Origin of the sequence: Streptomyces sp. NPDC047085, assembly GCF_040643735.1 — a bacterium.
Taxonomy (GTDB): Bacteria; Actinomycetota; Actinomycetes; order Streptomycetales; family Streptomycetaceae; genus Streptomyces.
In genome coordinates, this window is sequence record NZ_JBEYUW010000007.1 from 114,924 (window position 1) to 139,566 (window position 24,643).

Annotated in this window: 22 protein-coding genes and 1 pseudogene; 12 read left to right on the forward strand and 11 right to left on the reverse strand. The window is 73.7% G+C overall.

Translation table 11 applies throughout. From position 1 onward, the window contains the following. Window positions 1–35 precede the first annotated feature (35 nt). The 3 genes from ABZ865_RS24245 (at window position 36) to ABZ865_RS24255 (ending at window position 4,320) form a co-directional block, all read left to right on the forward strand. The gene (locus ABZ865_RS24245; RefSeq protein WP_361233955.1) at window positions 36–860 is read left to right on the forward strand and encodes an MOSC N-terminal beta barrel domain-containing protein; all 825 of its coding nucleotides are present in this window, start codon (window positions 36–38) and stop codon (window positions 858–860) included. Window positions 861–1,044: 184 nt separating this feature from the next. Further along, a complete protein-coding gene (locus tag ABZ865_RS24250; protein ID WP_361233958.1) occupies window positions 1,045–1,650 on the forward strand; it encodes a hypothetical protein in 606 nt (201 codons plus the stop codon). A gap of 228 nt (window positions 1,651–1,878) precedes the next feature. Further along, window positions 1,879–4,320 carry a right-handed parallel beta-helix repeat-containing protein gene (locus tag ABZ865_RS24255; RefSeq protein ID WP_361233961.1) on the forward strand — a complete coding sequence of 814 codons (2,442 nt, stop codon included), beginning with the start codon at window positions 1,879–1,881 and terminating at the stop codon, window positions 4,318–4,320. 9 nt (window positions 4,321–4,329) lie between these two features. Here the strand turns inward: ABZ865_RS24255 and ABZ865_RS24260 are convergent, their stop codons facing one another. Continuing rightward, entirely contained in the window at window positions 4,330–6,681 is a 2,352-nt protein-coding gene (locus ABZ865_RS24260) for a hypothetical protein (protein ID WP_361234577.1), read from the reverse strand. A gap of 335 nt (window positions 6,682–7,016) precedes the next feature. Between ABZ865_RS24260 and ABZ865_RS24265 the strand changes: the two genes are divergently transcribed. After that, complete coding sequence (locus tag ABZ865_RS24265; protein WP_361233964.1) at window positions 7,017–7,874, forward strand: DeoR/GlpR family DNA-binding transcription regulator; 858 nt, start codon at window positions 7,017–7,019, stop codon at window positions 7,872–7,874. Between the two features lie 86 nt (window positions 7,875–7,960). Further along, on the forward strand, window positions 7,961–8,425 hold the full coding sequence (locus tag ABZ865_RS24270; RefSeq protein ID WP_361233966.1) for an SRPBCC family protein: 465 nt from the start codon (window positions 7,961–7,963) through the stop codon (window positions 8,423–8,425). 123 nt (window positions 8,426–8,548) lie between these two features. Here the strand turns inward: ABZ865_RS24270 and ABZ865_RS24275 are convergent, their stop codons facing one another. Next, entirely contained in the window at window positions 8,549–9,673 is a 1,125-nt protein-coding gene (locus ABZ865_RS24275; RefSeq protein WP_361233969.1) for a PLP-dependent cysteine synthase family protein, read from the reverse strand. A gap of 478 nt (window positions 9,674–10,151) precedes the next feature. Here ABZ865_RS24275 and ABZ865_RS24280 point away from each other — a divergent pair, with 478 nt between their 5' ends. Together ABZ865_RS24280 and ABZ865_RS24285 are read left to right on the forward strand one after the other, a co-directional pair. Then, window positions 10,152–10,475 carry a hypothetical protein gene (locus ABZ865_RS24280; RefSeq protein ID WP_361233972.1) on the forward strand — a complete coding sequence of 108 codons (324 nt, stop codon included), beginning with the start codon at window positions 10,152–10,154 and terminating at the stop codon, window positions 10,473–10,475. 208 nt (window positions 10,476–10,683) lie between these two features. Then, window positions 10,684–11,103: pseudogene (locus ABZ865_RS24285) on the forward strand (ATP-binding protein); the annotation flags it as partial. Between the two features lie 525 nt (window positions 11,104–11,628). Here the strand turns inward: ABZ865_RS24285 and ABZ865_RS24290 are convergent. Genes ABZ865_RS24290 through ABZ865_RS24300 form a run of 3 tightly spaced genes read right to left on the reverse strand, consistent with a single transcriptional unit; the run spans window position 11,629 to window position 15,223 of the window. Beyond that, entirely contained in the window at window positions 11,629–14,190 is a 2,562-nt protein-coding gene (locus ABZ865_RS24290; RefSeq protein WP_361233975.1) for an FtsX-like permease family protein, read from the reverse strand. Then, window positions 14,187–14,936, reverse strand: coding sequence for an ABC transporter ATP-binding protein (locus ABZ865_RS24295; RefSeq protein ID WP_361233978.1), 750 nt, complete (start codon window positions 14,934–14,936; stop codon window positions 14,187–14,189). The genes ABZ865_RS24290 and ABZ865_RS24295 overlap by 4 nt, the downstream gene beginning before the upstream one ends. Then, on the reverse strand, window positions 14,933–15,223 hold the full coding sequence (locus ABZ865_RS24300) for an SHOCT domain-containing protein (protein ID WP_361233981.1): 291 nt from the start codon (window positions 15,221–15,223) through the stop codon (window positions 14,933–14,935). The genes ABZ865_RS24295 and ABZ865_RS24300 overlap by 4 nt, the downstream gene beginning before the upstream one ends. Before the next feature lie 166 nt (window positions 15,224–15,389). Between ABZ865_RS24300 and ABZ865_RS24305 the strand changes: the two genes are divergently transcribed. The 3 genes from ABZ865_RS24305 to ABZ865_RS24315 all read left to right on the forward strand — a co-directional run bounded on the left by ABZ865_RS24305 (window position 15,390) and on the right by ABZ865_RS24315 (window position 16,969). Beyond that, complete coding sequence (locus tag ABZ865_RS24305) at window positions 15,390–15,968, forward strand: TetR/AcrR family transcriptional regulator (RefSeq protein ID WP_361233983.1); 579 nt, start codon at window positions 15,390–15,392, stop codon at window positions 15,966–15,968. A gap of 51 nt (window positions 15,969–16,019) precedes the next feature. Then, a complete protein-coding gene (locus tag ABZ865_RS24310) occupies window positions 16,020–16,604 on the forward strand; it encodes a DUF4865 family protein (protein WP_361233986.1) in 585 nt (194 codons plus the stop codon). A 176-nt stretch (window positions 16,605–16,780) separates the two neighbouring features. Then, window positions 16,781–16,969 (forward strand): DUF1272 domain-containing protein, encoded by a 189-nt coding sequence (locus ABZ865_RS24315; RefSeq protein ID WP_361233989.1) that lies wholly within the window; start codon window positions 16,781–16,783, stop codon window positions 16,967–16,969. A 6-nt stretch (window positions 16,970–16,975) separates the two neighbouring features. Here the strand turns inward: ABZ865_RS24315 and ABZ865_RS24320 are convergent, their stop codons facing one another. The 3 genes from ABZ865_RS24320 to ABZ865_RS24330 are packed head-to-tail and all read right to left on the reverse strand — an operon-like array spanning window position 16,976 to window position 19,673. Further along, window positions 16,976–17,713 (reverse strand): NUDIX domain-containing protein, encoded by a 738-nt coding sequence (locus ABZ865_RS24320; protein WP_361233992.1) that lies wholly within the window; start codon window positions 17,711–17,713, stop codon window positions 16,976–16,978. Further along, window positions 17,710–18,948 (reverse strand): ROK family protein, encoded by a 1,239-nt coding sequence (locus ABZ865_RS24325; protein WP_100824722.1) that lies wholly within the window; start codon window positions 18,946–18,948, stop codon window positions 17,710–17,712. Before ABZ865_RS24325 ends, ABZ865_RS24320 begins: the two co-directional genes overlap by 4 nt. A 59-nt stretch (window positions 18,949–19,007) precedes the next feature. Continuing rightward, window positions 19,008–19,673 (reverse strand): alpha-ketoglutarate-dependent dioxygenase AlkB, encoded by a 666-nt coding sequence (locus ABZ865_RS24330; RefSeq protein ID WP_361233996.1) that lies wholly within the window; start codon window positions 19,671–19,673, stop codon window positions 19,008–19,010. A gap of 301 nt (window positions 19,674–19,974) precedes the next feature. Between ABZ865_RS24330 and ABZ865_RS24335 the strand changes: the two genes are divergently transcribed. Continuing rightward, the gene (locus ABZ865_RS24335) at window positions 19,975–21,108 is read left to right on the forward strand and encodes a methyltransferase (protein WP_361234580.1); all 1,134 of its coding nucleotides are present in this window, start codon (window positions 19,975–19,977) and stop codon (window positions 21,106–21,108) included. A 99-nt stretch (window positions 21,109–21,207) separates the two neighbouring features. On the opposite strand, the gene ABZ865_RS24340 is transcribed toward ABZ865_RS24335, so the two are convergent. Together ABZ865_RS24340 and ABZ865_RS24345 are read right to left on the reverse strand one after the other, a co-directional pair. Continuing rightward, window positions 21,208–22,068 (reverse strand): class II fructose-bisphosphate aldolase, encoded by an 861-nt coding sequence (locus ABZ865_RS24340; RefSeq protein ID WP_361233999.1) that lies wholly within the window; start codon window positions 22,066–22,068, stop codon window positions 21,208–21,210. A 42-nt stretch (window positions 22,069–22,110) separates the two neighbouring features. Next, on the reverse strand, window positions 22,111–22,992 hold the full coding sequence (locus ABZ865_RS24345; RefSeq protein ID WP_361234002.1) for an SIS domain-containing protein: 882 nt from the start codon (window positions 22,990–22,992) through the stop codon (window positions 22,111–22,113). A gap of 123 nt (window positions 22,993–23,115) precedes the next feature. Here ABZ865_RS24345 and ABZ865_RS24350 point away from each other — a divergent pair, with 123 nt between their 5' ends. Then, a complete protein-coding gene (locus ABZ865_RS24350; protein WP_361234005.1) occupies window positions 23,116–23,895 on the forward strand; it encodes a DeoR/GlpR family DNA-binding transcription regulator in 780 nt (259 codons plus the stop codon). Between the two features lie 123 nt (window positions 23,896–24,018). Here ABZ865_RS24350 and ABZ865_RS24355 read toward each other — a convergent pair whose 3' ends face one another. Next, window positions 24,019–24,414 (reverse strand): luciferase family protein, encoded by a 396-nt coding sequence (locus ABZ865_RS24355; protein WP_361234008.1) that lies wholly within the window; start codon window positions 24,412–24,414, stop codon window positions 24,019–24,021. Between the last annotated feature and the right edge of the window lie 229 nt (window positions 24,415–24,643).

Consider the following 24,643-nt stretch of genomic DNA (forward strand, 5'->3'; position numbering starts at 1 on the left):
GCCCCCGCTGCGGCGCCACCTGGCAAGGTGGCGCCATGGGGAACGCAACGCTGCAGTCGATCCACATCCATCCGGTCAAGGCGTTCCGGGGCCTGTCGCTCCGGGAGTCCGTGGTGGAGCCCTGGGGGCTGGCCGGGGACCGCCGCTGGGCACTTGTCGACGACGGGGGAAAGGTCGTCACACAACGCGAGCAGCCACGCCTCGCGCAGGCCGCCGCCGAGCCTCGGCCCGGCGGCGGCCTTCTGCTGTCCGCGCCCGGCCGGGCACCGCTGACGGTGCCTGTCCCGGAGCCGGGGCGGACCGTGGTCATCGACATCTTCGGCACCAAGGTGGAGGCGGTCGCGGCCTGCGGTGCCGCGCATGCGTGGTGTGCCGGATATCTGGGGGCCGATGTCCGGCTGGTCCACCTCGACGATCCGGCCACGTGCCGCCCCGTCGACCCGGACTTCGCGCTGCCCGGCGAGACGGTGAGCCTCGCGGACGGATACCCCCTCCTGGTCACCACGCTCGCCTCCCTCGACGCCCTGAACTCCCTGCTGGCCCAGGGCGACCACGCCGACGAGGGTCCGCTGCCCATGAACCGGTTCCGGCCGAACATGGTCGTGGCGGGCACCGAGGCATGGGCCGAGGACCAGTGGTCCCGCATCGCCGTCGGCGAGGTCGTCTTCCGGGTCGCCAGGCCGTGCGGGCGTTGTGTCGTGACCACCACCGACCAGGACAGCGGCGCGCGCGGCCGGGAGCCGCTGCACACGCTGGCGCGCCACCGCAGGCGCGACGGGCAACTGGTCTTCGGCCAGAACCTGGTGCCCCTCGGCACCGGCACGATCCGGGTCGGGGGTCCGGTGCGCGTGCTCGCGTAGCGCGCGGCGGCGGGCGGTCCGCGTTCGGGCGGACGACCGGGAACCGGGGACGAAGCCTGGTCGTTGGGGTGATGTGAGAGATTCGTGAGAGGCACGGTCGGGCGTGATGTCGCTCTCTCCTGGCCGGGCTTCGGGGTGAGCGGCTCCGCCGGGGACTGTCACGGAGCCGAAGGGGGTGGGGGACGTGCGGGTGTTGAGCGGTCTGTGGCGCTGGCGGCGCAATCCGCTGCGCCGGGGGACCGATCTGGCCGAGGCCTGGCTGGCCCTGGCGGCGCTGCTGCTGATCGTCGTGGCGGCGCCCCTGATCGGCGCCTTGGCCGGTGCCGCCGCCCAGGACGCCCTGCAGCGGTCGGTGGGACAGCAGCAGCGCTCCCGCCAGCTGGTCACGGCCACCGTGGTCCGCAAGCTGAGTGACGCGCCGCCGGACGCCGACCCGGACATCGGCGCCGCGCACGAGGTCCGCAGCCGGGTCATGGCCGACTGGACCGCGCCGGACGGCACCCGGCGGCACGGCCCGGTCCTGGCCCGCCTCAAGTCCCCGCATCAGGGCGACCGCTTCGGCCTCTGGACGGATCGGCACGGCCGAATAACGACCCGCCCGCTGGACGCGGCCACGGCGACGACACACGCGGTGTTCGCCGGGATAGGCGCGGCCCTGGCGACGGCGGGGCTGGTCGAGGGCGGCCGGCGCCTGATCCTGTGGCGCATGGTCCGCCGCCGGTACGCGCGTTGGGATCATGCCTGGGACCGGGCGGGCCCGGACTGGGGCAAGGCGGGCACGGGCAGCTGACGGCCTTCCGCCTCTGGTCAACCCGCGGTCCGCGCGCACGCTACGGTGGACCGGCCGACTCTGTCTCGGCATCAACCCGCGCGCGAGCGAACCGAAGGGGCGCGCCGGTGTCCGGAGCACGACCGCGTCGAGGCCCGAGGGCCGAGCGCGCTCGCGGTCCCGCCGCCGGCCACCGCGCCCCGCAGGTGAACGAGCACACGTACCACGAGGTGGGGGCACAGCAACGCCATGGCACAGGGCACGGTCCAGGTGACGCACACCGGTACCTCGCGGTGGCGGCGCCGCACGGGTGAGTACGCATCGCTCGCCGCCGCCCTGGACGCCGCCTCCGACGGCGACGTCCTCACCATCGCCCCCGGTACCTACCGGGAGAACCTCGTCGTCCAGCGGCCGGTGACGCTGCGTGGGCCCGAGGGGTCCCCGGGCTCGGTGCGGATCGCGCCCATGGACGGGGTGCCGCTGACCGTGCGGGCCTCGGCGGTGGTGCAGGGTCTGCACATCGAGGGCCAGGACGCGGCGGCGCCCGCGCTGTTGGTGGAGGAGGGCACGCCGGAGCTGACGGACGTGCGGATCGTGACCCGGTCCGCCGCGGGCATCGAGGTGCGGGGCGCGGCCCGGCCGACCCTGCGCCGCTGCACGGTCGACAACCCGGCCGGCATCGGTATCGCCGTGCTCGACGGCGGCAGCGGGGTGTTCGAGGAGTGCGAGGTCGTCGCGGCCGGGCAGGCCGCGGTGGCGGTCCGGGGCGGGGCCCACCCGCGCCTGGAGCGCTGCCGGGTGCATCACGCCTCCGGCATCGGGCTGAGCGCGACCGGTGAGAACACCTCGCTCGAGGCGGTCGGTTGCGAGGTGTACGAGGTCCGGGGCTCCGGAGTCCAGGTCACCCAGCGGGCCACGGCGCATCTGACCGACTGCGATGTGCACCGCACCTCCGCCGACGGCGTCACGCTCGACACGGACGCGGTGCTCACACTGGCCGACTGCCGCATCCACGACATCCCGGAGAACGCGATCGACCTGCGCTCCCGCTCGGTGCTCACGCTGACCCGCACGACGGTGCGTCAGTTCGGGCGCAACGGGCTGTCGGTGTGGGACCCGGGCACCCGGGTGGACGCCAACCAGTGCGAGATCTTCGACAGCACCGGCGACTATCCGGCGGTGTGGGTGAGCGACGGCGCCACGGCGGTGCTGGACTCCTGCCGGGTGCACGACGTGCCGGACGCCCTGTTCGTGCTGGACCGGGGCTCGCGGGCGGACGTGGTGGACAGCGACCTGTCCCAAGTGCGCAACACGGCCGTGTCGGTGAGCGACGGGGCGACCGCACAGCTCGACGACTGCCGGATCAGGGACGCGGCCACCGGTGCCTGGTTCCGGGACCACGGAAGTGGCGGCACGCTCAACAACTGCACCGTGGACGGCACCCAGACCGGTGTGATCGTCACCAAGGGCGCCGACCCGACCATCGAGCGATGCACGGTCGGCTCCCCGGCCGAGGCGGGCTTCTACGTGTCCGCCGGCGGCCGGGGCAGCTTCCTGAACTGCCGGGTCAGCGGCAGCGGCGGCTACGGCTTCCATGTGCTCGACGGCTGTCGTACGACGCTGCGCAAGTGCCGCACGGAGCGGTGCGCGCGCGGTGGTTACGAGTTCGCCGACGCGGGGCCGGACGCGGGCTCGGGGACCGGCCCGGTGGTGGAGGACTGCACCAGCGACGAGAGCGGCAGCCTCCGGCCGCCGGCGCCCCGCGCGACGGCCGTACAGACGGCGTCCCCGTCCCCCGGCGGGCTGCTCGGTTCGATTCCCGGGCAGCGCAGCACGGAGCAGGAGCCGCTCGTCCCCCTGTCGGAGCCGGAGCAGCCGGCCCGGACGTCGAAGGCCGTGCTCGGGGAACTCGACGCGCTGGTCGGGCTGGAGAGCGTCAAGCGCGAGGTGCGGGCGCTGACCGACATGATCGAGGTGGGCCGGCGCCGGCAGCAGGCGGGCCTGAAGGCGGCCTCGGTCAAGCGGCACCTGGTCTTCACCGGCTCCCCCGGCACCGGCAAGACGACGGTTGCCCGGCTGTACGGCGAGATCCTCGCCTCCCTCGGAGTGCTGGAGAAGGGCCACCTGGTCGAGGTGTCCCGGGTGGACCTGGTCGGCGAGCACATCGGCTCCACCGCGATCCGCACCCAGGAGGCCTTCGAACGGGCGCGCGGCGGTGTGCTGTTCATCGACGAGGCGTACGCGCTCTCCCCGGAGGACGCCGGCCGCGACTTCGGCAAGGAGGCCATCGACACGCTGGTGAAGCTGATGGAGGACCACCGGGACGCGGTGGTGGTGATCGTCGCGGGCTACACGGCCGAGATGGAGCGCTTCCTGTCCGTCAACCCCGGCGTGGCCAGCCGCTTCTCACGGACGATCACCTTCGGTGACTACGGCCCGGACGAGCTGCTCAGGATCGTGGAGCAGCAGGCCGACGAACACGAGTACCGGCTGGCGCCGGGCGCCCCGGAGGCGCTCCTGACGTACTTCACGGCGATCCCGAAGGGCCCGGCGTTCGGCAACGGCCGTACGGCACGCCAGACCTTCGAGGCGATGGTGGAGCGGCACGCGAGCCGGGTCGCCCAGGTCGAGGACCCCAGCACCGACGAGCTCACCCTGCTGTACGCCGAGGACCTGCCGGAGCTGCCCTGAGCCCCGGCGTCACATGGCCGGTGTCCCCGGGTCCGGGCGCGGACCCGGCACGTCGGGGGTGAGGCGGGACAGCAGGCGGTCGCGTTCGCGGGCGAAGGCCGGATCGGTCTGGTAGTCGGAGTGGCCGAGGATCGGCGCCGGGAGCGGGTGCGTGGGTGTGCGGCCGTAGGCGAGCGGGTCCCGCAGCGGCTCGTGGTCGACGTCCGTGGCACCGACCGGGGCGACGCGGACGGGGCCGCCGATGGGGTCGGTCAGGCGGTAGAGGTTGCGCCAGGAGCCGACGTCGTGGTGCAGCGCGGCCAGTGCGGGCGGACCGAAGTGGGCGGGGAACCAGCGGCCGTACAGCCGCTCCAGCGGGGAGCCGTACGTCAGCAGCGCGACCCGTCCGCGGACGGAGGGCGCGAGCTGCCAGGCCGCGGCGGCCGCGAGAACGCTGCCCTGGGAGTGGCCGGAGAGGACCAGCCGGCCGCCGGTGCGCTCGGTCCAGGTCGCCACCCGCCAGGTCAGGTCGGGCACCGCACGCTCGGCGTAGCACGGCGGTGCGAAGGGATGGGCGGCGCGCGGCCAGAAGGTGCCGACGTCCCACAGGATGCCGACCGTGCGCCGGGCGGAGGCGTCCCGGTAGGCACGCCGGCCCCAGGTGACGAACAGCAGGAAGCCGAGCCCGACCAGCCAGGAGCCCAGCGCCTGTGAGGTCTCGGCCGCCGCCCGCAGGACGTCGTCCGTCCTGCGGGCCGCCGCGTCGGGGGACGTGCCGGTCGCCAGGGCGCCGGCCAGCGCGGCCGCGCCCAGCAGCAGGGTGGTGGCGGAGAGCACGGCGACGACCAGGGGCGCGCGGTCGGTGAGGGTGGCCATGGCACGGGCCTGGGCGATGCTCCGGGTGCGGGAGGGGTCCTCGGGTTCGCCAGGGTGCTCGTGACGTACGCGCTCGCGTTCGGTGCGGGCGAGCCTCGCGGTGCGCAGGGCCAGCCAGGCGACGACGACGAGCAGCACCGCGAGGATGGGCGGGATCGCGGACGCCTGCCAGGTCAGCAGCACGGGCGGGCCGTGGAGTGCGGCGCGGGTGCCGTCCAGCCAGTCGGCCACGCGTTGCGCGATCCCGCCGGACATCACCCCGCCCAGCGCGCAGGCGAGCAGCGCGACCGCGGGTCCGCCGAGGCCGCGCATCCCGGCGCGCGGGTCCGGGTGCCGGCGGTACAGGGCGTGGGCGACGACCGCGAGGGCCACGGCGAGCAGTCCCTGGACCGCCATCAGGGCGTCGAAGGCCGGGTCCCCGGGCAGTCGTCCGGCGGACCGCCAGCCGGGCCGTGACCAGCCCGCGTACAGCACGGCGAGCAGCAGCAGACCGAGCGCGCCGAGCGGCAGACCGCGTAGGAGGTGACGGTCGAGTTGCCGGTCCAGGGTCTTCTCGCTGCGGCCGCGACGGCAGACCACGCCGACCACCACGGCCGCGCCGCCGAGCAGGGCCGCGGCGAGCAGCCAGCCGAGCGTGTCCAGGGTGGCGGTGGCGCCCGGTCGGTGGTCGAAGCGGGCCGCGGGCACGACGAGAGCGGCCGCGACCGTCAGCAGGCCGGCCGCGGTGTGGGCGGCGCGCAGCCGCGCCACCAGGCGGCGCCCGTACCAGAAGCCGGGACGGGCCAGGGCGCTGCCGTCGCTGTCCGGTTCGGGGTCGTGGGAGATCGGCCGATGGGACTCGTACGCCCTCCAGGTGCGGTGGGAGAGGTACCAGAGCAGGGCGGTGAGCAGGGTGGGGATCAGCGCGGCGAGGGCGAGCCGGCGGCCGGGCAGGCTCCACCAGCCGTCGCCGGACGCGGCGGGCGAGAGGAAGCCCAGCCAGGAGTGCCGGCCGGCACAGGCGGGGACGCCCGCGCACTGCCAGGCCACCAGGTCCAGGGCGACCTCGCAGGCCGCGGCCACCAGCAGCACGGTCAGGGTGAGCGCGATCAGGCGGACGAGCAGGCCGTAGAGCCGGACCGCGCGGGCGTGGCCGGGTGCGGCGGGGCGCATCCAGTGGGCGAGGTTGACCACCATGAAGGGCAGCAGCAACAGCCACAGGGCGCGGGTGCCGTCGCCGGAGGTGAGGTTGCACCAGACGTACGCCTCCCGCACCGGCTCCCTGCGGGGCACTCCCCCGCCGCCGGTGCCGTCCGCGGTCTCCGTGCTCTCGGCGCCCTCGGCGCTCTCGACATCCTCGGTGCGACGGAAGACGGCGGCCGTGTCGTCGCCGGTGACCCGGACCGTCCGCGGGTCGCCGAGCATCTTCTCGGGCGTGGTGCCGCCGACCCCGTGCACCAGCAGTTCCAGATCTGGCTCCGCCGGTGCGGGCCGCGCGAGGGCGGCGAGGGGCCGGTGCCCGGCGATGCGTTCCTGCGCACGTTCCACTGCTCTCGCACTTCCCCCGTGACGCGTCCGAAGGTCTGAAGGTCCGTGTCCGTGCGCGCTTCAGGTTCTCCGCTTCCCGGGTGACATACACCTCCCGTCATGGAATCTCCCCGATACGTGTGACGCCGGCCGGGACACCGGGGGCCCGCACGGGGCTCGGCTGGCATGCGCGCGTCGTGACAGGCAGTGGCGCAACCAGTGCCGACCCGTGAAAAGATGAGACGCCCGCGCGCTGCCGGAGACATGGAATGTCCAGGTCGGAGGAGGCGTGCCGGGCGTGTCGGACGGTGTGCGGCGAAAGGACCGGAGCGTACGTGAGCGAGAATCAGAACCTCCTCGCGGAGCAGCGCCGCGCCCTGATCGTGGACGAGGTCCGGCGCCGGGGCGGCGTCCGCGTCAACGAGCTGACCCGCAGGCTCGGCGTGTCGGACATGACCGTGCGCCGCGATCTGGACGCGCTCGCCCGCCAGGGTGTGCTGGAGAAGGTGCACGGCGGCGCGGTGCCTGTGGTCGAGCCGAGCACGCACGAGCCGGGTTTCGAGGCCAAGTCGGGCCTGGAGTTGTCCGCCAAGGAGGACATCGCGCGGGCCGCCGCGCGACTGGTCACGCCGGGTACGGCGATCGCGCTGTCCGGCGGTACGACGACCTACGCGCTCGCCCAGCACCTGCTGGAGGTGCCCGACCTGACCGTGGTGACGAACTCGGTGCGGGTCGCGGACGTCTTCCACGCGGCGCAGCGCACCTCCGGGCAGCGGCAGGGCGCGGCCACGGTGGTGCTGACCGGCGGGGTGCGCACCCCGTCCGACTCGCTGGTGGGGCCGGTGGCCGACCAGGCGATCGCCGCCCTCCACTTCGACCTGCTGTTCCTCGGCGTGCACGGCATATCGGTGGAGGCCGGCCTGTCCACGCCGAACCTCGCCGAGGCGGAGACCAACCGGCGGCTGGTGCAGTCGGCGCGGCGGGTCGTGGTGGTCGCCGACCACACCAAGTGGGGGACGGTGGGCCTGAGTTCGTTCGCCACGCTCGGTCAGGTGGACACGCTGGTCACGGACGCGGGGCTGCCCGCCGAGGCGCGGGCCGAGATCTCCGAGCACCTGCAGCGGCTCGTGGTGGCGGGCGAGCCGGACGATGACGAGGACCCCGGGGACCCAGGGGACCCCGAGGACATCTGACCAGGCGTCAGCTAGTCTGAGCCGGCCGCTCTACGCCCGTTCAACTCCCCTGCTTTTCCGGGGACTTCACGAGGGGGTTCGTCGTCATGGCTCATCGTCTGCGCCCGGTGGGGGTCGACTTCGTCGAGACCGCTCCCGTACGGCTCGTGTTCACCCGGGACGTCGGCGCCACCCCGGACGCGGTGTTCCGGGCGCTCGCGGAGGACGTGGCGGGCTGGCCCGAGTGGTTCTCCGCCGTGGCCTCGGCCCGGGCGACCGACGGCGGGCGCGAGGTGCGGCTGCGGGGCGGCACCCGCTTCCAGGAGTCGGTGCTGGTGACGAAGGCACCCGAGGTGTACGCCTACCGCGTCGACGTGACCAACACCCCCGGCGCCCGCGCCTGGATCGAGGAGTGGCGGCTCACTCCGGCCGGCACCGGCACGCGCGTTCAGATGACGTTCGCGCTCGACGGCACGGCGGCCTTCCGCCTCGTGTGCCGACTCGCCCGCCCCGGCGTGGGGCGGTCCTTCCAGCAGGCGGCCGCCGCACTGGACCGGCGCCTGGCCGGGTAACGCCCGGCCGCACCCGGGCCGTTCGGCGCCGCCGCACCCCAGCCGCTCGTGCACCGTCCGTCCGAACCACTCGTGCACCGCCCATCCGAGCCGCACGTGCGCCGCCGGTCCGAACCGCTCAGCTCACTCCGGCCACACGCCCGTCGCCAGCAGGGACTCGATCGCCTCCGTGTACGGGGCGATGTCCAGCCCCTGCTCCTCCAGCCAGCTGTCCGAGTAGTACTTGTCGAGGTAGCGGTCGCCCGGGTCGCACAGCAGGGTGACCACGCTGCCCGTACGGCCCTCGGCCACCATCTCGGCGACGATCTTCAGCGCGCTCCACAGGCCGGTGCCCGTCGAGCCGCCCGCCTTGCGCCCGATGGCCCGCTCCAGAGCGCGTACGGCAGCCACGCTGGCCGCGTCCGGGACCTTCATCATCCGGTCGATCGCGCCGGGCACGAAGCTCGGCTCCATGCGGGGCCGCCCGATCCCCTCGATGCGGGAGCCGCAGTCGCAGGTGACGTCCGGATCGCCGGTGGTCCAGCCCTCGAAGAAACAGGAGTTGTCCGGGTCCGCGACGCAGATGCGGGTGTCGTACTGCATGTAGTGGACATAGCGCGCGAGGGTCGCCGAGGTGCCGCCGGTGCCGGCCGTGGCGACGATCCAGGCGGGCTCCGGGAAGCGCTCCAACTCCAGCTGGCGGAAGATGGATTCGGCGATGTTGTTGTTGCCGCGCCAGTCGGTGGCCCGCTCAGCGTAGGTGAACTGGTCCATGTAGTGGCCGCCGGTGTCCGCCGCGAGGCGGGCGGACTCCTCGTACATCTTCCGGGAGTCGTCCACGAAGTGGCACTGCCCGCCGTGGAACTCGATCAGCCGGCACTTCTCGGCGCTCGTCGTGCGCGGCATGACCGCGATGAACGGCACCCCGATCAGCTTGGCGAAGTACGCCTCGGAGACGGCCGTCGAGCCGCTGGACGCCTCGATGACCGGGCGGTCCGGGCGGATCCAGCCATTGCAGAGGCCATAGAGGAAGAGGGAGCGTGCGAGGCGGTGTTTGAGGCTGCCCGTCGGATGCGTCGACTCGTCCTTCAGGTACAGGTCGATGCCCCACCGCTCGGGCAGCGGGAAGCGCAGCAGGTGCGTGTCCGCCGAGCGGTTGGCGTCGGCCTGGACCTTGCGGACGGCCTCTTTCAGCCAGTCCCGGTAGGCGGCGTCGCTGCGGTCGACATCGAGGGTGGCGCCGGTCCGGGTCTGTGGTGTGGTGCTCACGGCGGGGCTCCTTACAGTGGGCGCCGACGGCGCCTCGCGCGGCCGGCATCTCGATGATAGGCACCTTCCACACCGCTTCTCACCTGCATAAACGCATCTTTGAGCCACCCAAAGCGAGGCTGAGGCACACCCGTGCGAGGTGCTCGGGGCGCATTGGCGCGAGTGCTCCGGGCGCCCGTCGCGCGCTCCCTCCACGTACTGGTGCTCCGCGCCGCATCGGGGCAGACTGCACCGCACGGGACGATCGCCCCGAACAGGGGCGCACACGAAATCACCCGGACCACCGAGGAAGCGGAACGACCGGCGTCGGTACGTCGGGAGACGGATCGGCCGGAGACGGTACGACCGGACACGGCACCGACCGGGGACGGTACGACCGGACACGGCACGACCGCGGACGGTACGACCGGACACGGGCCGGATCCGTGCCCGGGCGGGCCGGATACGGCGAGCGACGCGCACAAGGGGGCGGCGAGGGATGGCGGAGCCGGAGTTCACGGCCACGGGCGTGCGGATCGGCAAGGGACTGCGCTCGCTCACCCGGGCCGGCAAGGTCCGCATCAGCGACGGCAGGCTGGAGCTGCTGACCAGTTACGGCAGCGAGATCGACAGCGCGCCGGTGCAGGCGGTCCGCGCGTCCAAGCCCTGGTTCGCCTCGGACGACCGGGCGTTGGCCGACCTCAACGGCCAGCGCTATCTGCTGACGCTCGGTGAGCAGGATCCCGCGCCGGGCGAACCGGGGCCGCCGGCGGCACGGCGGTTCATCGAGGCGGTGCGCCGGGCGGCCGGGCGCGGCGACTGACCTGCGTCCCGTCGCGGCGAGTTGCGGGAGTGCCACCACTGCGTCACGCTGGTCTCACGTCACTCTGGGTTTACCGGCGGTTACGCTGCGAACCAGCCCGCCGGCCACGACAGCAGGCGGACGTTTGGACGCAAGCACCACCCTGCTGGATCCGTTGTTCTCCGTGTTCTTCCGGTTCCTCCGGACCTCACATCGGGGAGTCGCAGCCGTGATCAGTCACCCAAGCAGGCACTGCACGGTGGAGCTCCAAGCCCTGCCGTCGCGGATCGGACAGGTCCGCAGAATCGTATCTGCACAGTTGCGTTACTGGCATTTGGACCCATTGATCGACCGGGCCGCGCTCGGTGTGACCGAGCTGTTGAGCAACGTCCACCGGCACGCCCGGCCCGACAAGTCGTGCACCGTCGAGCTGGAACTGTTGCCCGACCGGCTCACCGTCTCGGTGCGCGACCACGATCCGCGGCTTCCGGTGGTGGCCGACGATGCGGAGGCGGCGGACGCCACCCCCCTTGCCACCTGTGGGCGGGGCCTGGCGATGGTGGCCGCGGTGAGCGAGAGCTGGGGGGCGCGTCCGGACGGCGACAACGGCAAGGTCGTCTGGTTCACGCTGCCCGCGTCCGCGGCGGCGCGCACGCAGTCTGCGCGCCTGCCGCGCCGCACGGCCGAGCCGCAGCAGGCGCCCCGGATCAGCGAGGGTCGACCGGCCCCGGCCCCTGTCGCCGCGGCGGCCCCCGCCCCGGCTCCGGCCCACGCCTCGGCCCTCGCACCTGCGGCGGCCGTGACCCCGGCGTCGCCCCCGGCTCCGGTCACGGCCTCACCTCCGGCTCCGATCTCGGCTCCGGCTCCGGCTCCGGCTCCGATCGCGGCCTCAGCCTCGGCTTCGGCCTCGACACCCGCTCCCGCCCGGTCGGCCGTTCCCGGTTGACCGGGCGGTGACCGCCCGGCGCGGCGGGCGGGCGGTGGGTCGCGGTGACCCACCGCCCGTACGAGCCGGGCCGGATCAGGTGCCGGGCCGGGCCAGGTCAGGTGCCGTGGCAGCGGCCGGTGCGGGGTTCCGGCCGAGCCCTGGACCGTACGCCGTACGACGTCGTACCGGCCGCATCCCGGGTCGTACGACGGCGCTTCGGCCGCGCTCCGCGTCGTACGACGGCGCTCACTCGGTGGCGATCGCCCGCAGGACGTCCAGGCGGGCCGCTCGCCGGGCCGGGCGGAGACCCGCGAGGGCGCCCGCCGCGAGGCCGACCAGGGCCACGACGGCGAGGCGGGCCGGCGGGAGCGCGAAGGCGAACGCGGTGTCGCTCGCGCCGTCGGACGCCTTCACCAGGACCCAGCCGAGGAACGCGCCGAGGCCGAGGCCGCCGGCCGTGCCGAACGCGGCGACCAGGACCGACTCCCAGCGGACCATGGCCCGCAGCTGGGCGCGGGTCTGGCCGACGGCACGGAGCAGGCCCAGTTCCCGGGTGCGTTCGTGCAGCGCGAGGGTCAGCGTGTTGGCGATGCCGAGCAGGGCGATGACGACCGCGAGGGCGAGGAGCGCGTAGACGAGGGTGAGCATCATGTCGATGCCACCGGCCGAGGACTGCGCGTACTCGTCGCGCGTCTGCACCTCGGGGTTGCCGTACCGGTCGGCCGTCTTCTTCACCGCCGCCTTGCCGTCGTCGGTGCTCACTCCCGGCTTGAAGGTGACGGCGATCAGTGTGTCCGAGTCCTGGGTGCGGTGGGGCGCCCAGGCGGCGCGGGTGATGACGTAGTCGCCGGCGAGTTCGGACTGGCCGTAGACGGCCCGAACGGTGAAGTTCTCCGTCGTGCCGTCGGTGAAGGTGAGCCGTGCCGTGTCGCCGGTGCGCAGGCCCTGGCGGTCGGCCTCGGCGCGGGTGAGCGCGATGCCGTCGCTGCCGAGGTCGCGCAGGGAGCCGGTGACCGTGCCGAGGTCGAAGGTGCGGGCGAGCGCGGCCGGATCGGTGACCGTCAGTGCCCTGCCCTTGCCGTCGACCTCGGCGACTCCGCGGCCGAGCCCGACGGCGGTGTCCACCTCGGGCAGCCGTTGCAGGGCCGGGGCGAGCCGGGGGCTGAGCCCACTGCCGCCCGCGCCGAACGAGGGCGCGCTGACCGCGATGTCGCCCGCGAAGGACCGGGACACCGTCTGGTCCATGGTGGCCTTCAGGGAGGCGCCGAACACGGTGAACAGCGAGACGACGGCGACGCCGATCATCAGGGCGCTCGCGGTGGCGGCGGTCCGTTTGGGGCTGCGCACGGCGTTGCGCCGGGCGAGGCCGCCGGTGACTCCGCGCAGCCGGTCCAGGGGGCCGCCGAGGACGCGTACGGCCGTGGTGGCGGCGACCGGGCCGAGGACCACGAAGGACGCCAGCGCGAGCAGGGCGCCGAGTCCCGCGAGCCACACGGAGGGTTGGACCAGGACGCCGGTGAGGGTGGCGGCCAGCGCCGCGGCACCGAGGACCGTACCGGCGATTGCCCGCAGGCGGGAGGCGCCGGAGGCGTCGACGGCCGTCTCGCGCAGGGCGGCCAGCGGTGCGGTGCGTCCGGCGCGCAGGGCGGGCAGCAGCGCGGAGCCCAGGCAGACCAGGATGCCCACGGCGAGCGGCAGGACCATCGACAGGTTCTTGATGACCAGGTCGCCGTCGGGGAAGGGGAATCCGATCGCCGGGAACAGCGCCTGGAGCCCGGCGGCGATGCCGATGCCGCCCGCGAGTCCGGCGAGGGAGGCGGTGAGGGCGACGACGCTCGACTCGGCGAGGGCGGAGGCGGTCACCTGGCGGCGGGAGGCGCCGAGGGCGCGCAACAGGGCGTTCTCACGGGTGCGTTGGGCGACCACGATGGCGAACGTGTTGTGGATGGAGAAGGTGGCGACCAGCAGGGCGACACCGGAGAACACGAGCAGGAAGGTGGTGAAGAGGTTCAGGAACTGGCTGGAGATCATGTCGGTGTTCTCCTGCGCCGACCGCTGGCCGGTGATGGCCTCGACTCCCTTGGGGAGTACGGGAGTCAGCCGCTGCACCAGTTCCTGCTGGCTCACTCCCGGACCCGCCCGCACCTGGATGCTCGCCGCCTGGCCGGGGCGTACGGTGAGGTACTTCTCGGCGTCGGCCCGGGTCATGCCGGTGAAGGTCACCTGGGCCATGCCGTCCTGGCCGCCGAAGGTGGCGAGGCCGACGACGGTCACCTTGACCGGGTCGGGGGTGCGCAGGGTGGTGGTGTCGCCGATCTTCAGCCCGCCCTTCTTGGCGGCGCCCCGGTTCACCACGACCTCGCCGGTCCGGGCGGGTACCCGGCCCTCGGCGAGCTGGTAGGGGTTGAGCTTCGGGTCGTCGATCCAGTTGCCGGCGAGCGTGGGCGGGCCCTGGCCGCCGATCGGTTCGCCGTCGGCGCCGACGAGTTGGCCGGCGCCCTGGATGTTCGGGGCGGCGGCCGCGACGCCCGGGACGCGGTCGATCGCGGTCAGCAGGGAGGTGTCGACGGGCCGCCGTACGCCCTGGGCCTCGCCGGGCGTGGTGATGGCGTCGGCGCCACGCACGACGGCGTCCGTGCCGCTGGTGGCCTCGCCGAACATGCTGTCGAAGCTCGCGCGCAGGGTGTCGCCCATGACCAGGGTGCCGGCCAGGAAGGCGACCCCGAGGAAGACGGCGAGGAAGGTACCGGCGAAGCGACGCCGGTGCGTACGCAGCGAGTTGAGGCTGAGCCGGAGGGACGCGCTCATGACCGCACCTCGAAGGCCTTCATGCGGTCCAGGACCTTGTCGGCGGTCGGGGACCGCATCCGGTCGACCAGCCGGCCGTCGGCGAGGAAGATCACCTCGTCGGCGTGGGCGGCGGCGACCGGGTCGTGAGTGACCATGACGACCGTGCGCTCCATCTGCCGTACGGCCCGGCCCAGGAGCCCGAGCACTTCCTCCCCCGAGCGGGAGTCGAGGTTGCCGGTGGGCTCGTCGGCGAAGACGACGTCCGGGCGGCCCGCGAACGCCCGTGCCACGGCGACGCGTTGCTGCTGTCCGCCGGACAGCTCGGAGGGCCGGTGGCGCAGCCGGTCGCGCAGCCCGACGACGTCGACGAGCGCGTCGATCCACTCCTGGTCGCCGCGCTTCCCGGCGAGGTCAAGGGGCAGGGTGATGTTCTCGGCGACGGTGAGCGTCGGGACCAGGTTGAACGCCTGGAAGACGAAGCCGACCCGGTCGCGGCGCAGCAGGGTGAGCCGGCGGTCGTCGAGCGCGCCCAGCTCGGTGTCGCCGATCCAGGCCGCGCCCGAGGTGAGCGTGTCGAGTCCGGCCGCGCAGTGCATCAGGGTCGACTTTCCGGAGCCGGAAGGGCCCATGATCGCGGTGAAGCGGCCGGCCGGGAAGTCGACGTCCACGCCGTCCAGGGCGCGTACGGCGGTGTCGCCGGCGCCGTACACCTTGACCGCGCCCGCCACACGGGCCGCCGTCCGCAGTGCGGTCGTCGTGGTCATGCCGCACCGCCCTTGCCCGTGTGGCCGAACTGCTCCTCCAGGACGGAGAGCCGGCGCCAGTACTCGTCCTCGTCGATCTCGCCGGAGGCGAAGCGGCGGCCGAGGACCGCGAGCGGCGAGTCGCCCGCCGGGCGCCCCGCGTCCAGAGCCCGCCAGGGGCCGCCGCGTCCGCGCCAGACGGTGCGGCGCAGGAAGGTGACGGCGCCGATCACGACAACCGCCCAGATCAGCGGGAAGAAAAGGATCCATGGGCCGGGTCCGCCGTCCCAGTGCGCCAGGGTCTGCATCTCGGGTTCAACTCCCTCGTCGATGAGTGATCGGGTGATGTCCCGAGACTCCCTCCGACAGGGGGTCCGGGTCGTCGTGCGGCCGGCGGCAGTGCGCGTACCTCCCCGGGAGTACGGGGGCGGGGCGCGGCTGCTCCCCGGGGACTCGCCTTCTGTAACTACTAGTATGTACAGTGACCGCATGAGCACCCCGGAACGGCTGATCGAGTCCACCCGCGAGCTGCTGTGGGAGCGCGGTTACGTCGGCACGAGCCCCAAGGCGATCCTGGAGCGCGCCGGCGCCGGCCAGGGCAGCATGTACCACCACTTCAAGGGCAAGCCGGACCTCGCCCTGGCGGCGATCCGGCGCACCGCCGAGGAGTTGCGGGCCGCCACCGAACGGGTCCTCGGCGGGCCGGGAACGCCGTACGAGCGCGTCGAGGCGTATCTGCTGCGCGAGCGGGACGTGTTGCGCGGCTGTCCGATCGGCCGGCTGACCATGGATCCGGACGTGATCGCCAGCGAGGAGCTGCGCGCGCCCGTGGACGAGACGATCGCCTGGGTCCGGTCGCGCATCGCCGACGTCGTCGAAGAGGGCAAGCGGCAAGGGCAGTTCGCGCCCGGGCTGGACGGCGAGGAGATCGGCGCGACCATCCTCGCGACCCTGCAGGGCGGCTATGTGCTGGCCCGTGCCTCCGGCTCCCCCGCCGCCTTCGACGCGGGCGTGCGGGGCCTGCTCGCGCTGCTCGCACCCCGAACGCCCTGAACGCACAGCCGACTTCCGTGCCGCAACCCCGCCTCAGAAGGGAACCATGACATGCACGCCATGCAGTACGAGTTCACCCTGCCCGCGGACTACGACATGGACATCATCCGTTCCCGCGTCGCCCGCGTCGCGCATCTCCTGGACGACTGGGACGGCCTCGGCATCAAGACGTATGTGCTGCGCGAGCGCGGGGTGCACGGCTCGCCCGTGAACCAGTACGGGCCGTTCTACCTCTGGAACACCATGGAGGGCATGAACCGCTTCCTCTGGGGAGGGGCCTTCCAGGGACCCGTCAACGACTTCGGGCGGCCGGAGACACGGCAGTGGACGGGCCTGGCGTTCGAGGAGGGCACCGTCGCCGGCTCTCCCGCCGCCTTCGCCGTGCGGCGGCGCCAACCGGTGCCGGACGGTGTGGAGTTGGCCGCGTTCATGGCGGACGCGGCGAGCGAGACGGAACGGCTGGCCGCGCAGGACGGGGCGGTGCTGGCCGCGGCCGCTGTGGACACGCGCGCCTGGGAGCTGGTCCACTTCTCGCTCTGGGCACACGGCACACCGAAGGCCGACGGCGACCTCTACCAGGTCCTGCACCTGTCCGCCCCGGGCCGGGACCGGCTCCCGCGCGGGCGGCAGTGGTGAACCAGGGCCCGGCCTGCGGGCCGTGATCCGGCGTGGCCCGATCGTGCGGATCCTTGTCCCTGGCGTGGCCCGATCATGTGGATCGTTGTCCCTGGCGTGGGTTTCGCCTCAGGCCGCCGTCGGGAGGATGGGGGGCGGAACAGCATTGGCCCCCTGCCGGAGGAGACGAGACAGCCATGGCGTTGGAGATGCGCGACCGCTGCGAACGCTGCGGGACGGCCGAGTTGCCCGCGGACGGTCCGGCCCGCATCTGCTCGTACGAGTGCACGTTCTGCGTGACGTGCGGCGAGGCCATGGGACAGATCTGTCCCAACTGCGGCGGGGAACTGGTCGCCCGGCCCCGCCGCGTGGCCGGGGGCGTCTAGAACGGCTCAGGCCGGGCTGTCTGCGTAGTGCCGTACGACCCTTTCCAGGTAGTCCACGTGCGGGCCCTTCAGCCCCCGCAGGTCGGCCGCCGAGCGGACCAGTTCGATGCGGTCGAACTCGGGGTCGCGACCCCGGGCGGTCTCCGTCCGGACCAGCTCCGCGTACCGCTCGCGCAGTTCGTCCGCCGGGCGGGGCGGGGCCAGGAACAGCACGCCGACGTTGCCTCGCGTGCCCCGGATGGTCAGTCCCGGGGTCAGGGCGTCGGCGGGGGTGTCGGAGCCGGTCTCCTCGGCCAGTTCGCGGGCCGCGTGGCGGCGTAGCGCGGCGAGGTCCAACTCGTCCTGGCCCTCGGGGGGTTCGACGGTGCCGCCGGGCAGCTGCCAGCGGCCCGGGGCCGCGGTCGAGGGCGCCATCCGTCCGACCATCACGCGCCCGTCGTCGGACGGCTGGAGCACGGCCACGGACACGAACAGGGACGACCAGCCGGGCGCGTCCGACAGCTCGCGCAGGGCGCGGAATCGGTAGCTCGCCCGCGCCCAGGACAGCACCAGGCCGTCCGGCCCGTCAGGCTCCAGCCCCGTGATCACGGCCACCGGGCCGTCGAAGAGGGTGGGATTGGCCCGTACCGCCTTCGCCCACAGGCGGTCCATCGCCGAGCGGTGCCGGGGAGACAGTTCGGGTGTGGCCGTCTCGACGAGCCGGATGCGTGAGGCGTCCCAGAGTTCCACCGTGCCGGCCGTCACCGCAGCGCCCCCAGCGGGTCGTCCAGGACCGGCTGCCAGGCCAGTTCGGCCGCGCCGACCAGGCTGTCGTGGTCCAGGGTGCAGGGCAGGATGGGGACGCCGCCGCTCTGCCCCCACAGGCTGCGGTCGGCGACCACCGCGCGCAGCCGCTCGGGGTCGGCCTCCAGGAGGGTGCGGTGCAGGCCGCCGAGGATGATGCGGTCGGGGTTGAGGATGTTGACCAGCCCGGCGAGGCCGAGGCCGAGGCGGTCGATCAGGGCCTCGGCGGCGGTGCGCACGGCCGGGTCGGCGTACTGGGTGCGCAGCAGGTCGTTGGCCTGCTGGAGCAGGGAGACCTCGGGGCCGGGCTCGCGGCCCGCCTCGATGAGCAGGGCGAGCGGGTCCGCCTCCACGTCCAGGCAGCCCCGGCTGCCGCAGTGGCAGGGACGGCCCTCGGGGTTGACCGTGAGGTGGCCGACCTCCAGGGCGAGGCCCGAACTGCCCGTGTGGAGGCGGCCGTCCAGGACCAGGGCGCCGCCGACGCCCCGGTGCCCGGTGGCCACGCACAGCAGGTCCCGGGCGCCCCGGCCCGCGCCGTGCCGGTGCTCGGCGAGGGCGGCGAGGTTGACGTCGTTGCCCGCGAAGGCGGGGCCGGTGATGCCCGCCGCGCGCACGCACTCCGCGAAGATCCGGCGCACCGGCGCGCCCACCGGCCAGGCCAGGTGCAGGGGGTTGAGGGCGAGGCCGTCGGGTTCGGCGACGGCGGAGGGCACGGCGAGCCCGGCGCCGACGCAGCGGCGGCCCGTCGTGCGGAGGAGTTCGGCGCCGGCCTCCACCACGGAGCCCAGTACCTTCGCCGGGTCCGCGTCGACGGTCTCACAGCCCGGGGCGGTCGCGACGATCCGGCCGCCCAGGCCGACCAGCGCGGCCCGGAAGCCGTCGGCGTGGACCTGCGCGGCGAGCGCGACCGGGCCGTCCTCGGCGACCTCCAGTCGGTGCGAGGGGCGGCCCTGGGAGCCGGCCGCCGCGCCCGGGCGGGCGTCCACCCTGATCAGGCCCAGCGCCTCCAGTTCGGCGGCCACCGCCCCGGCCGTCGCGCGGGTGACCCCGAGTTCGGCGGTGAGCACGGCCCGGGTCGGTGCCCGCCCGGTGTGCACCAGCTCCAGCGCGGGTCCGAGGGCTCCGCGCCCCCGGTCCAGCCGCGCTCTCGAGGTGGTCCCTTCCCCCGCCTTCCGGGGGTCCGCCTTGCCGCTCATGAGGGCGAGTCTCCCATGATCCGCAGCCGTCGTGGCCTCGGTGGTGCTCCGCGCACCGGTCAGCCGGCCGTCGACGGCAGTCCGCTCACCCGCAGGGTGATGTTCAGCCGCCCGGCCAGGCCCAGCTCGGGCGGCGCCGTGCCCGGGTGCACGCGCGGCACCCCGTGGTAGGCGAAGCGGGACGGCCCGCCGAAGACGAACAGGTCGCCGCTGCGCAGCTCCACATCCGTGTACGGCTTCGTCCGGGTCTCGGTGTTGCCGAAGCGGAACACGCAGGTGTCGCCCAGGCTCAGCGAGACCACCGGCGCGTCCGTCTTCTCGTCGCCGTCGCGGTGCATCCCCATGCGGGCGTCGCCGTCGTAGAAGTTGATCAGCGCGATGTCGTAGGGCCTGGTGGGGACCGCCGGCGGGCCGAGCGCGTCGGCCACCGCGTCCCGGCCCAGCGCGTCCAGCCAGGCCGGGAAGGGCTTGACGGGGGCGCCGTCGCCGTCGAGGACGGTGCGGGCGTAGGCGTACGGGTACCAGTGCCAGCCGAGGCAGACCTGGCGGGCGGTCATCGTGCCGCCGCCCGGGGTGTGGACCGTGCGCAGTCCGGCCGGGGGCCGGGCCCATGCCCGGCAGGCGGCGAGCAGCGCGCGCTGTCGCTCGGCGTCCAGCCAGTGCGGGACGTGCACGGCGCCCGGTGCGACCTCGGACCGCTCGCGCGGAAACAGCTCCACGTCCATGTGCTCCATCCTGCCCGAGGGCCTGTCCGGCGGATCAGGTCGCAGGAAAGCAACGGCGCCTCATAAGCGCCGGTGAGCGGGGTCTGGTGCGTGCAGCTGCAAGGCGGAGGAGGGAGTCGACGCGTGGGGGTCCCCCCGCGCGAGCCCCATTCGAGCGTGGGGGAGTCGGCGACCGACGACAACGCCGCAGATGTGCGTGCCAGGCCGCGCGTCTGCGACAGGATCCGCCGGACAGGCCCTAGGGCCGCCCGACCGGTGCTGAGCTGCGGCTCGGCTAGCCTGGAGCACGATGAACGACCGTATGACGACGCCGTGGGGCGAGTGCGAGCTGTCCCGCTTCCCCGAGGATCCCCGCGACCGGCTGCGCGCCTGGGACGCCTCCGACGCCTACCTGCTGCGGCACCTGGCCGAGGAGGGAGTGGCGCTCACGGGCACGGTCGTGGTGGTCGGCGACCGGTGGGGCGCGCTGGCGACGGCCCTCGCGAAGCACCGGCCGACGCAGATCACCGACTCCTTCCTGAGCCAGGAGGCGACCCGGGTGAACCTGGCGCGGGCCGGGGTCGAACCCGGTGCCGTGCGTCTGCTCACCACCCAGGATCCGCCGCCGGAGCGGGTGGACGTGCTGCTGGTGCGGGTGCCGAAGAGCCTGGCGCTGCTGGAGGACCAGCTGCTGCGGCTCGCGCCCGCCGTGCACGCGGGGACGGTGGTCGTCGGCACCGGAATGGTGAAGGAGATCCACACGTCCACGCTTCAGCTGTTCGAGCGGATTCTGGGGCCGACCCGGACCTCGCTGGCGCGGCAGAAGGCCCGGCTGATCTTCTGCACCCCGGACCCGTCCCTGGCCCGGCCGGAGAACCCGTGGCCGTACAGCTACGCCCTGCCGGACGGCATCGGCGCGGTGTCCGGGCGCACGGTCGTCAACCACGCGGGCGTGTTCTGCGCGGAGCGGCTGGACATCGGCACCCGGTTCCTGCTCCAGCACCTGCCGGCCGGGCCGCGCGGGGGCCGGGTGGTGGACCTGGGCTGCGGCAACGGGGTGGTCGGTACGGCGGTGGCGCTGGCCGACCCGGAGGCCGAAGTGCTGTTCGTGGACGAGTCGTTCCAGGCCGTCGCCTCGGCGGAGGCGACGTACAAGGCCAACGGGGTGCCCGGGCACGCCGAGTTCCGGGTCGGGGACGGGCTGGCCGGGGTGGCGCCGGGCAGTGTGGACCTCGTCCTGAACAACCCGCCGTTCCACTCCCACCAGGCGACGACCGACGCGACGGCGTGGCGGATGTTCACCGGGGCGAAGCGCGCGCTGCGGCCGGGCGGCGAGCTGTGGGTGATCGGCAACCGGCACCTGGGCTACCACGTCAAGCTCAGGCGGCTGTTCGGGAACAGCGAACTGGTCGCCAGCGACCCGAAGTTCGTGCTGCTGAGGGCCGTCAAGAACTGACTCGCCCGACGAGCCGGCCCGGCGCCAATGACGGCGGTGCCCGACGCGCTGGTCCGGCGCCACTGACGGCGGCGCCGGACGCGGTCGGCCGAGTGCGGGTCAGGGCACCGGTGCGCTGAGGACGCGGATGATCCGGGCCACCTCCTGGGCCATCGCTTCCCGGCCGACGCTGAGGTACTTGCGGGAGTCGACGGCCTCGGGGTGGGCGGCGAGGAACTCGCGGATCGCGCCGGTCATGGCCGCGTTGAGGGCGGTGCCGACGTTGACCTTGCCGATGCCGCCGGCGACCGCCGCGACCAGGGAGTCGTCGGGGACGCCGGAGGAGCCGTGCAGGACGAGCGGCACGGAGAGCGCGGTGGACAGCCGCCGGAGCAGGCCGTGGTCGAGGGCGGCGGTGCGGGTCGTCATGGCGTGCACGCTGCCGATGGCCACGGCCAGGCCGTCGACCTCGGTACGGGCCACGAAGTCGCGGGCCTGTTCGGGGTCGGTGCGGGCGCCGGGCGCGTGGGCGTCCAGCGGAGGGCGCCCGTCCTTGCCCCCGACCTGCCCCAACTCGGCCTCGATCCACAGGCCTTGGCCGTGCGCCCAGTCGGCTGCGGCCCGGGTGGCGGCGAGGTTCTCGGCGTAGGGCAGGCGGGCGGCGTCGTACATCACGGAGCTGAACCCGGCGCCGGGCGCCTGGCGCAGCAGGTCGTCGCTCTGCACATGGTCGAGGTGCAGCGCGACGGGTACGTCGGCGCGTTCGGCGGCGGCGACGGCCGCGCGGGCGAGCGGCAGGAGCCGTCCGTAGCGGAACTTGACGGCGTTCTCGCTGACTTGGAGGACCACGGGCGCGCCCGTGGACTCGGCGCCGGCGATCACGGCCTCGACGTGTTCGAGGGTGATGATGTTGAAGGCGGCGACGGCGGAGCGGGTCCGGGCGGCGTGGGTGACCAGCTCGCCGGTGGTCGCGAGGGGCACGGCTTCTTTCCCTTCCGGTTCTTTCCCTTCCGGGGCTGCGGGTCAGGGGGCGAGGATCACCGAGCGGGTGAGGTGGCGCGGCCGGTCGGGGTCGAGGCCGCGCGCGTCGGCGACGGCGACCGCGAGACGCTGGACGCGGACGAGTTCCGCGAGCGGGTCGAGCCCGCCGTCGACCCACAGCCCGCCGGTGGTGCGGACCTGTTCGGCGAGGCCGTCGGGTGCCTCGCCGAGCATCCACGTGGCGGTGCCCCGCGTGGTGATGCTGATCGGCCCGTGCCGGTACTCCATCGCCGGGTAGGCCTCGGTCCAGGACAGCGCCGCCTCGCGCATCTTCAGGCCCGCCTCGTTCGCGAGTCCGACGGTCCAGCCCCGGCCGAGGAAGGTGAACTGGGTGCATTCCACGAGGCCTTGGGGCAGGGACGTGGTGAGGGCCGTACGGGCGTCCGCGACGACGGCCTCGCTGTGCAGTCCGAGGTGGGCACGGAGGAGGGTGAGCGCGGTGGTCGCGAACCGGGTCTGTACGACGGACCGCTCGTCGGCGAAGTCCAGGACGACGAGGTGGTCGGCGGCGCTCATCACGGGGGTGGCGGGGTCGGCGGTGATCGCCGTGGTCCGCACGGTTCCCCTCAACTGCCCGAGGAGGTCGAGCACTTCGGTGGTGGTGCCCGAGCGGGTGAGGGCCACGACCCGGTCGTACGACCGCCCTCGCGGGAACTCGGACGCGGCGAACGCGTCGGTCTCGCCCTGCCCGGCCGTCTCGCGCAGCGCGGCCACCGCCTGCGCCATGAAGTACGAGGTCCCGCACCCGACGATCGCGACCCGTTCCCCCGGCTCCGGCAACGCCTCGCGGTGCCGCCCCGCCTCCTCGGCCGCGCGTATCCAGCACGCGGGCTGGCTGTTCAGCTCGTCCTCGACATGGCTCATGTCGCACCCTCCCCTTGCTGATTGTTCCTGCAAGATATAGCGAGCTTTCGAGCACAATCAAGCATTCGTGCGCAGAGCGGGGTGCGCTAGGGTCGCCGGGTACACGAAGAACGGAGGCTGCGGATGTCCCGGGACGCCCGCTGGAAGGCGCTGCTGGAACTGCTCGTCGAGCGCGGCCGACTGGAGGTCGAGGAGGCGGCGGCCGAGCTGGAGGTGTCGGCGGCGACGATCCGCCGGGACTTCGACCAGCTCGCCGAGCAGCAGATGCTGGTGCGCACCCGGGGCGGGGCGGTCGTGCACGGGGTGTCGTACGAACTGCCGCTGCGCTACAAGACGGCCCGTCGCGCCTCCGAGAAGCAGCGGATCGCCAAGGCGGTGGCCGATCTCGTGGCGCCGGGCGAGGCGGTGGGGCTGACCGGCGGCACGACCACCACGGAGGTGGCCCGCGCCCTGGCCGTCCGCCCGGACCTCGGCACCGGCTCGCCCGCGCTGACCATCGTCACCAACGCGCTCAACATCGCCAACGAGCTCGCCGTACGGCCCCAGTTCAAGATCGTGGTGACGGGTGGGGTCGCGCGCGCACAGTCGTACGAACTCATCGGTCCGCTCGCGGACGGGGTGCTCGGCCAGATCACGCTCGACGTGGCGGTCCTCGGCGTCGTCGCCTTCGACGTCACGCACGGCGCGGCGGCCCACGACGAGGCCGAGGCGGCGATCAACCGGCTGCTGTGCGAACGCGCCGAGCGCGTGGTGGTCGCCGCCGACTCCAGCAAGCTGGGCCAGCGGGCGTTCGCCCGGATCTGCGCGGCGGAACTGGTGGACACCCTCGTCACGGACACAGCCGTCGCGGAGGAGACCGTGCGGCGCTTCGAGGAGGCGGGAATTCAGGTCCTGGCCGTGTGAGGCCAAAGCGGGCCGCAGGCCGCAGCCGCCGGTCACAGTGTCGTCAACCGGCGCGCGTGCGGCCGGGTCGCAGGCCGCAGCCGCCGGCCGCGGTGTCGTCAACCGGCGCGCGTGCGCCGGGCGTCAGACACCGCTGCGGTCGGCCTTCACGAAGCCCGCACCCCGCTGGTCGTTGCAGCCGACCGGGGACCGGTCGACCGGGTCGGGCCAGGCCTGCTGGGCCTGGAGCGCCACACTCACGAGGGTGAGCAGCAGGTCGACGTCGCTGGTGGCGTCGAGCCGGAGCGTCACCCACTGCGACCCCGGCACGATACGAATGGCGCCGGTATGCAGGAGGTCCTTGGCGAACCGCCGGATGGCCCGGTCGGTCAGCCGTAGGTCCACGTCCCGGGCCGAGTGGAAGTGGGCGATCTCGCCGTGCGCCGAACTCACCGCCTGTCCCAGGCCGCAGCTCGGGACGGCCTGTCTCAGGTCCGGCCAGGTCGCCAGTTGCGCGAGCGCGCGCGAGGCCAACGTCATGGCTCCATCATGGACCGCTCACCCGTCCGCAACCAGCGCGTGAGCAAGCATTAACCGACCTGTATCCGCGAGCGGCCGGTCGTCCTGGGGCGGCTCGGCACCCCGAACAGGGTGCGCCCGACGCCCGGTTGAGTCCGTCGGGGCAGGGCGAGCAGGGCGGGCAGCCGGAAGTCTCTGCTGGTCGAAGGGGGTTCATGGGGATTCAGAGGGATTTACGGGATTCAGGGGC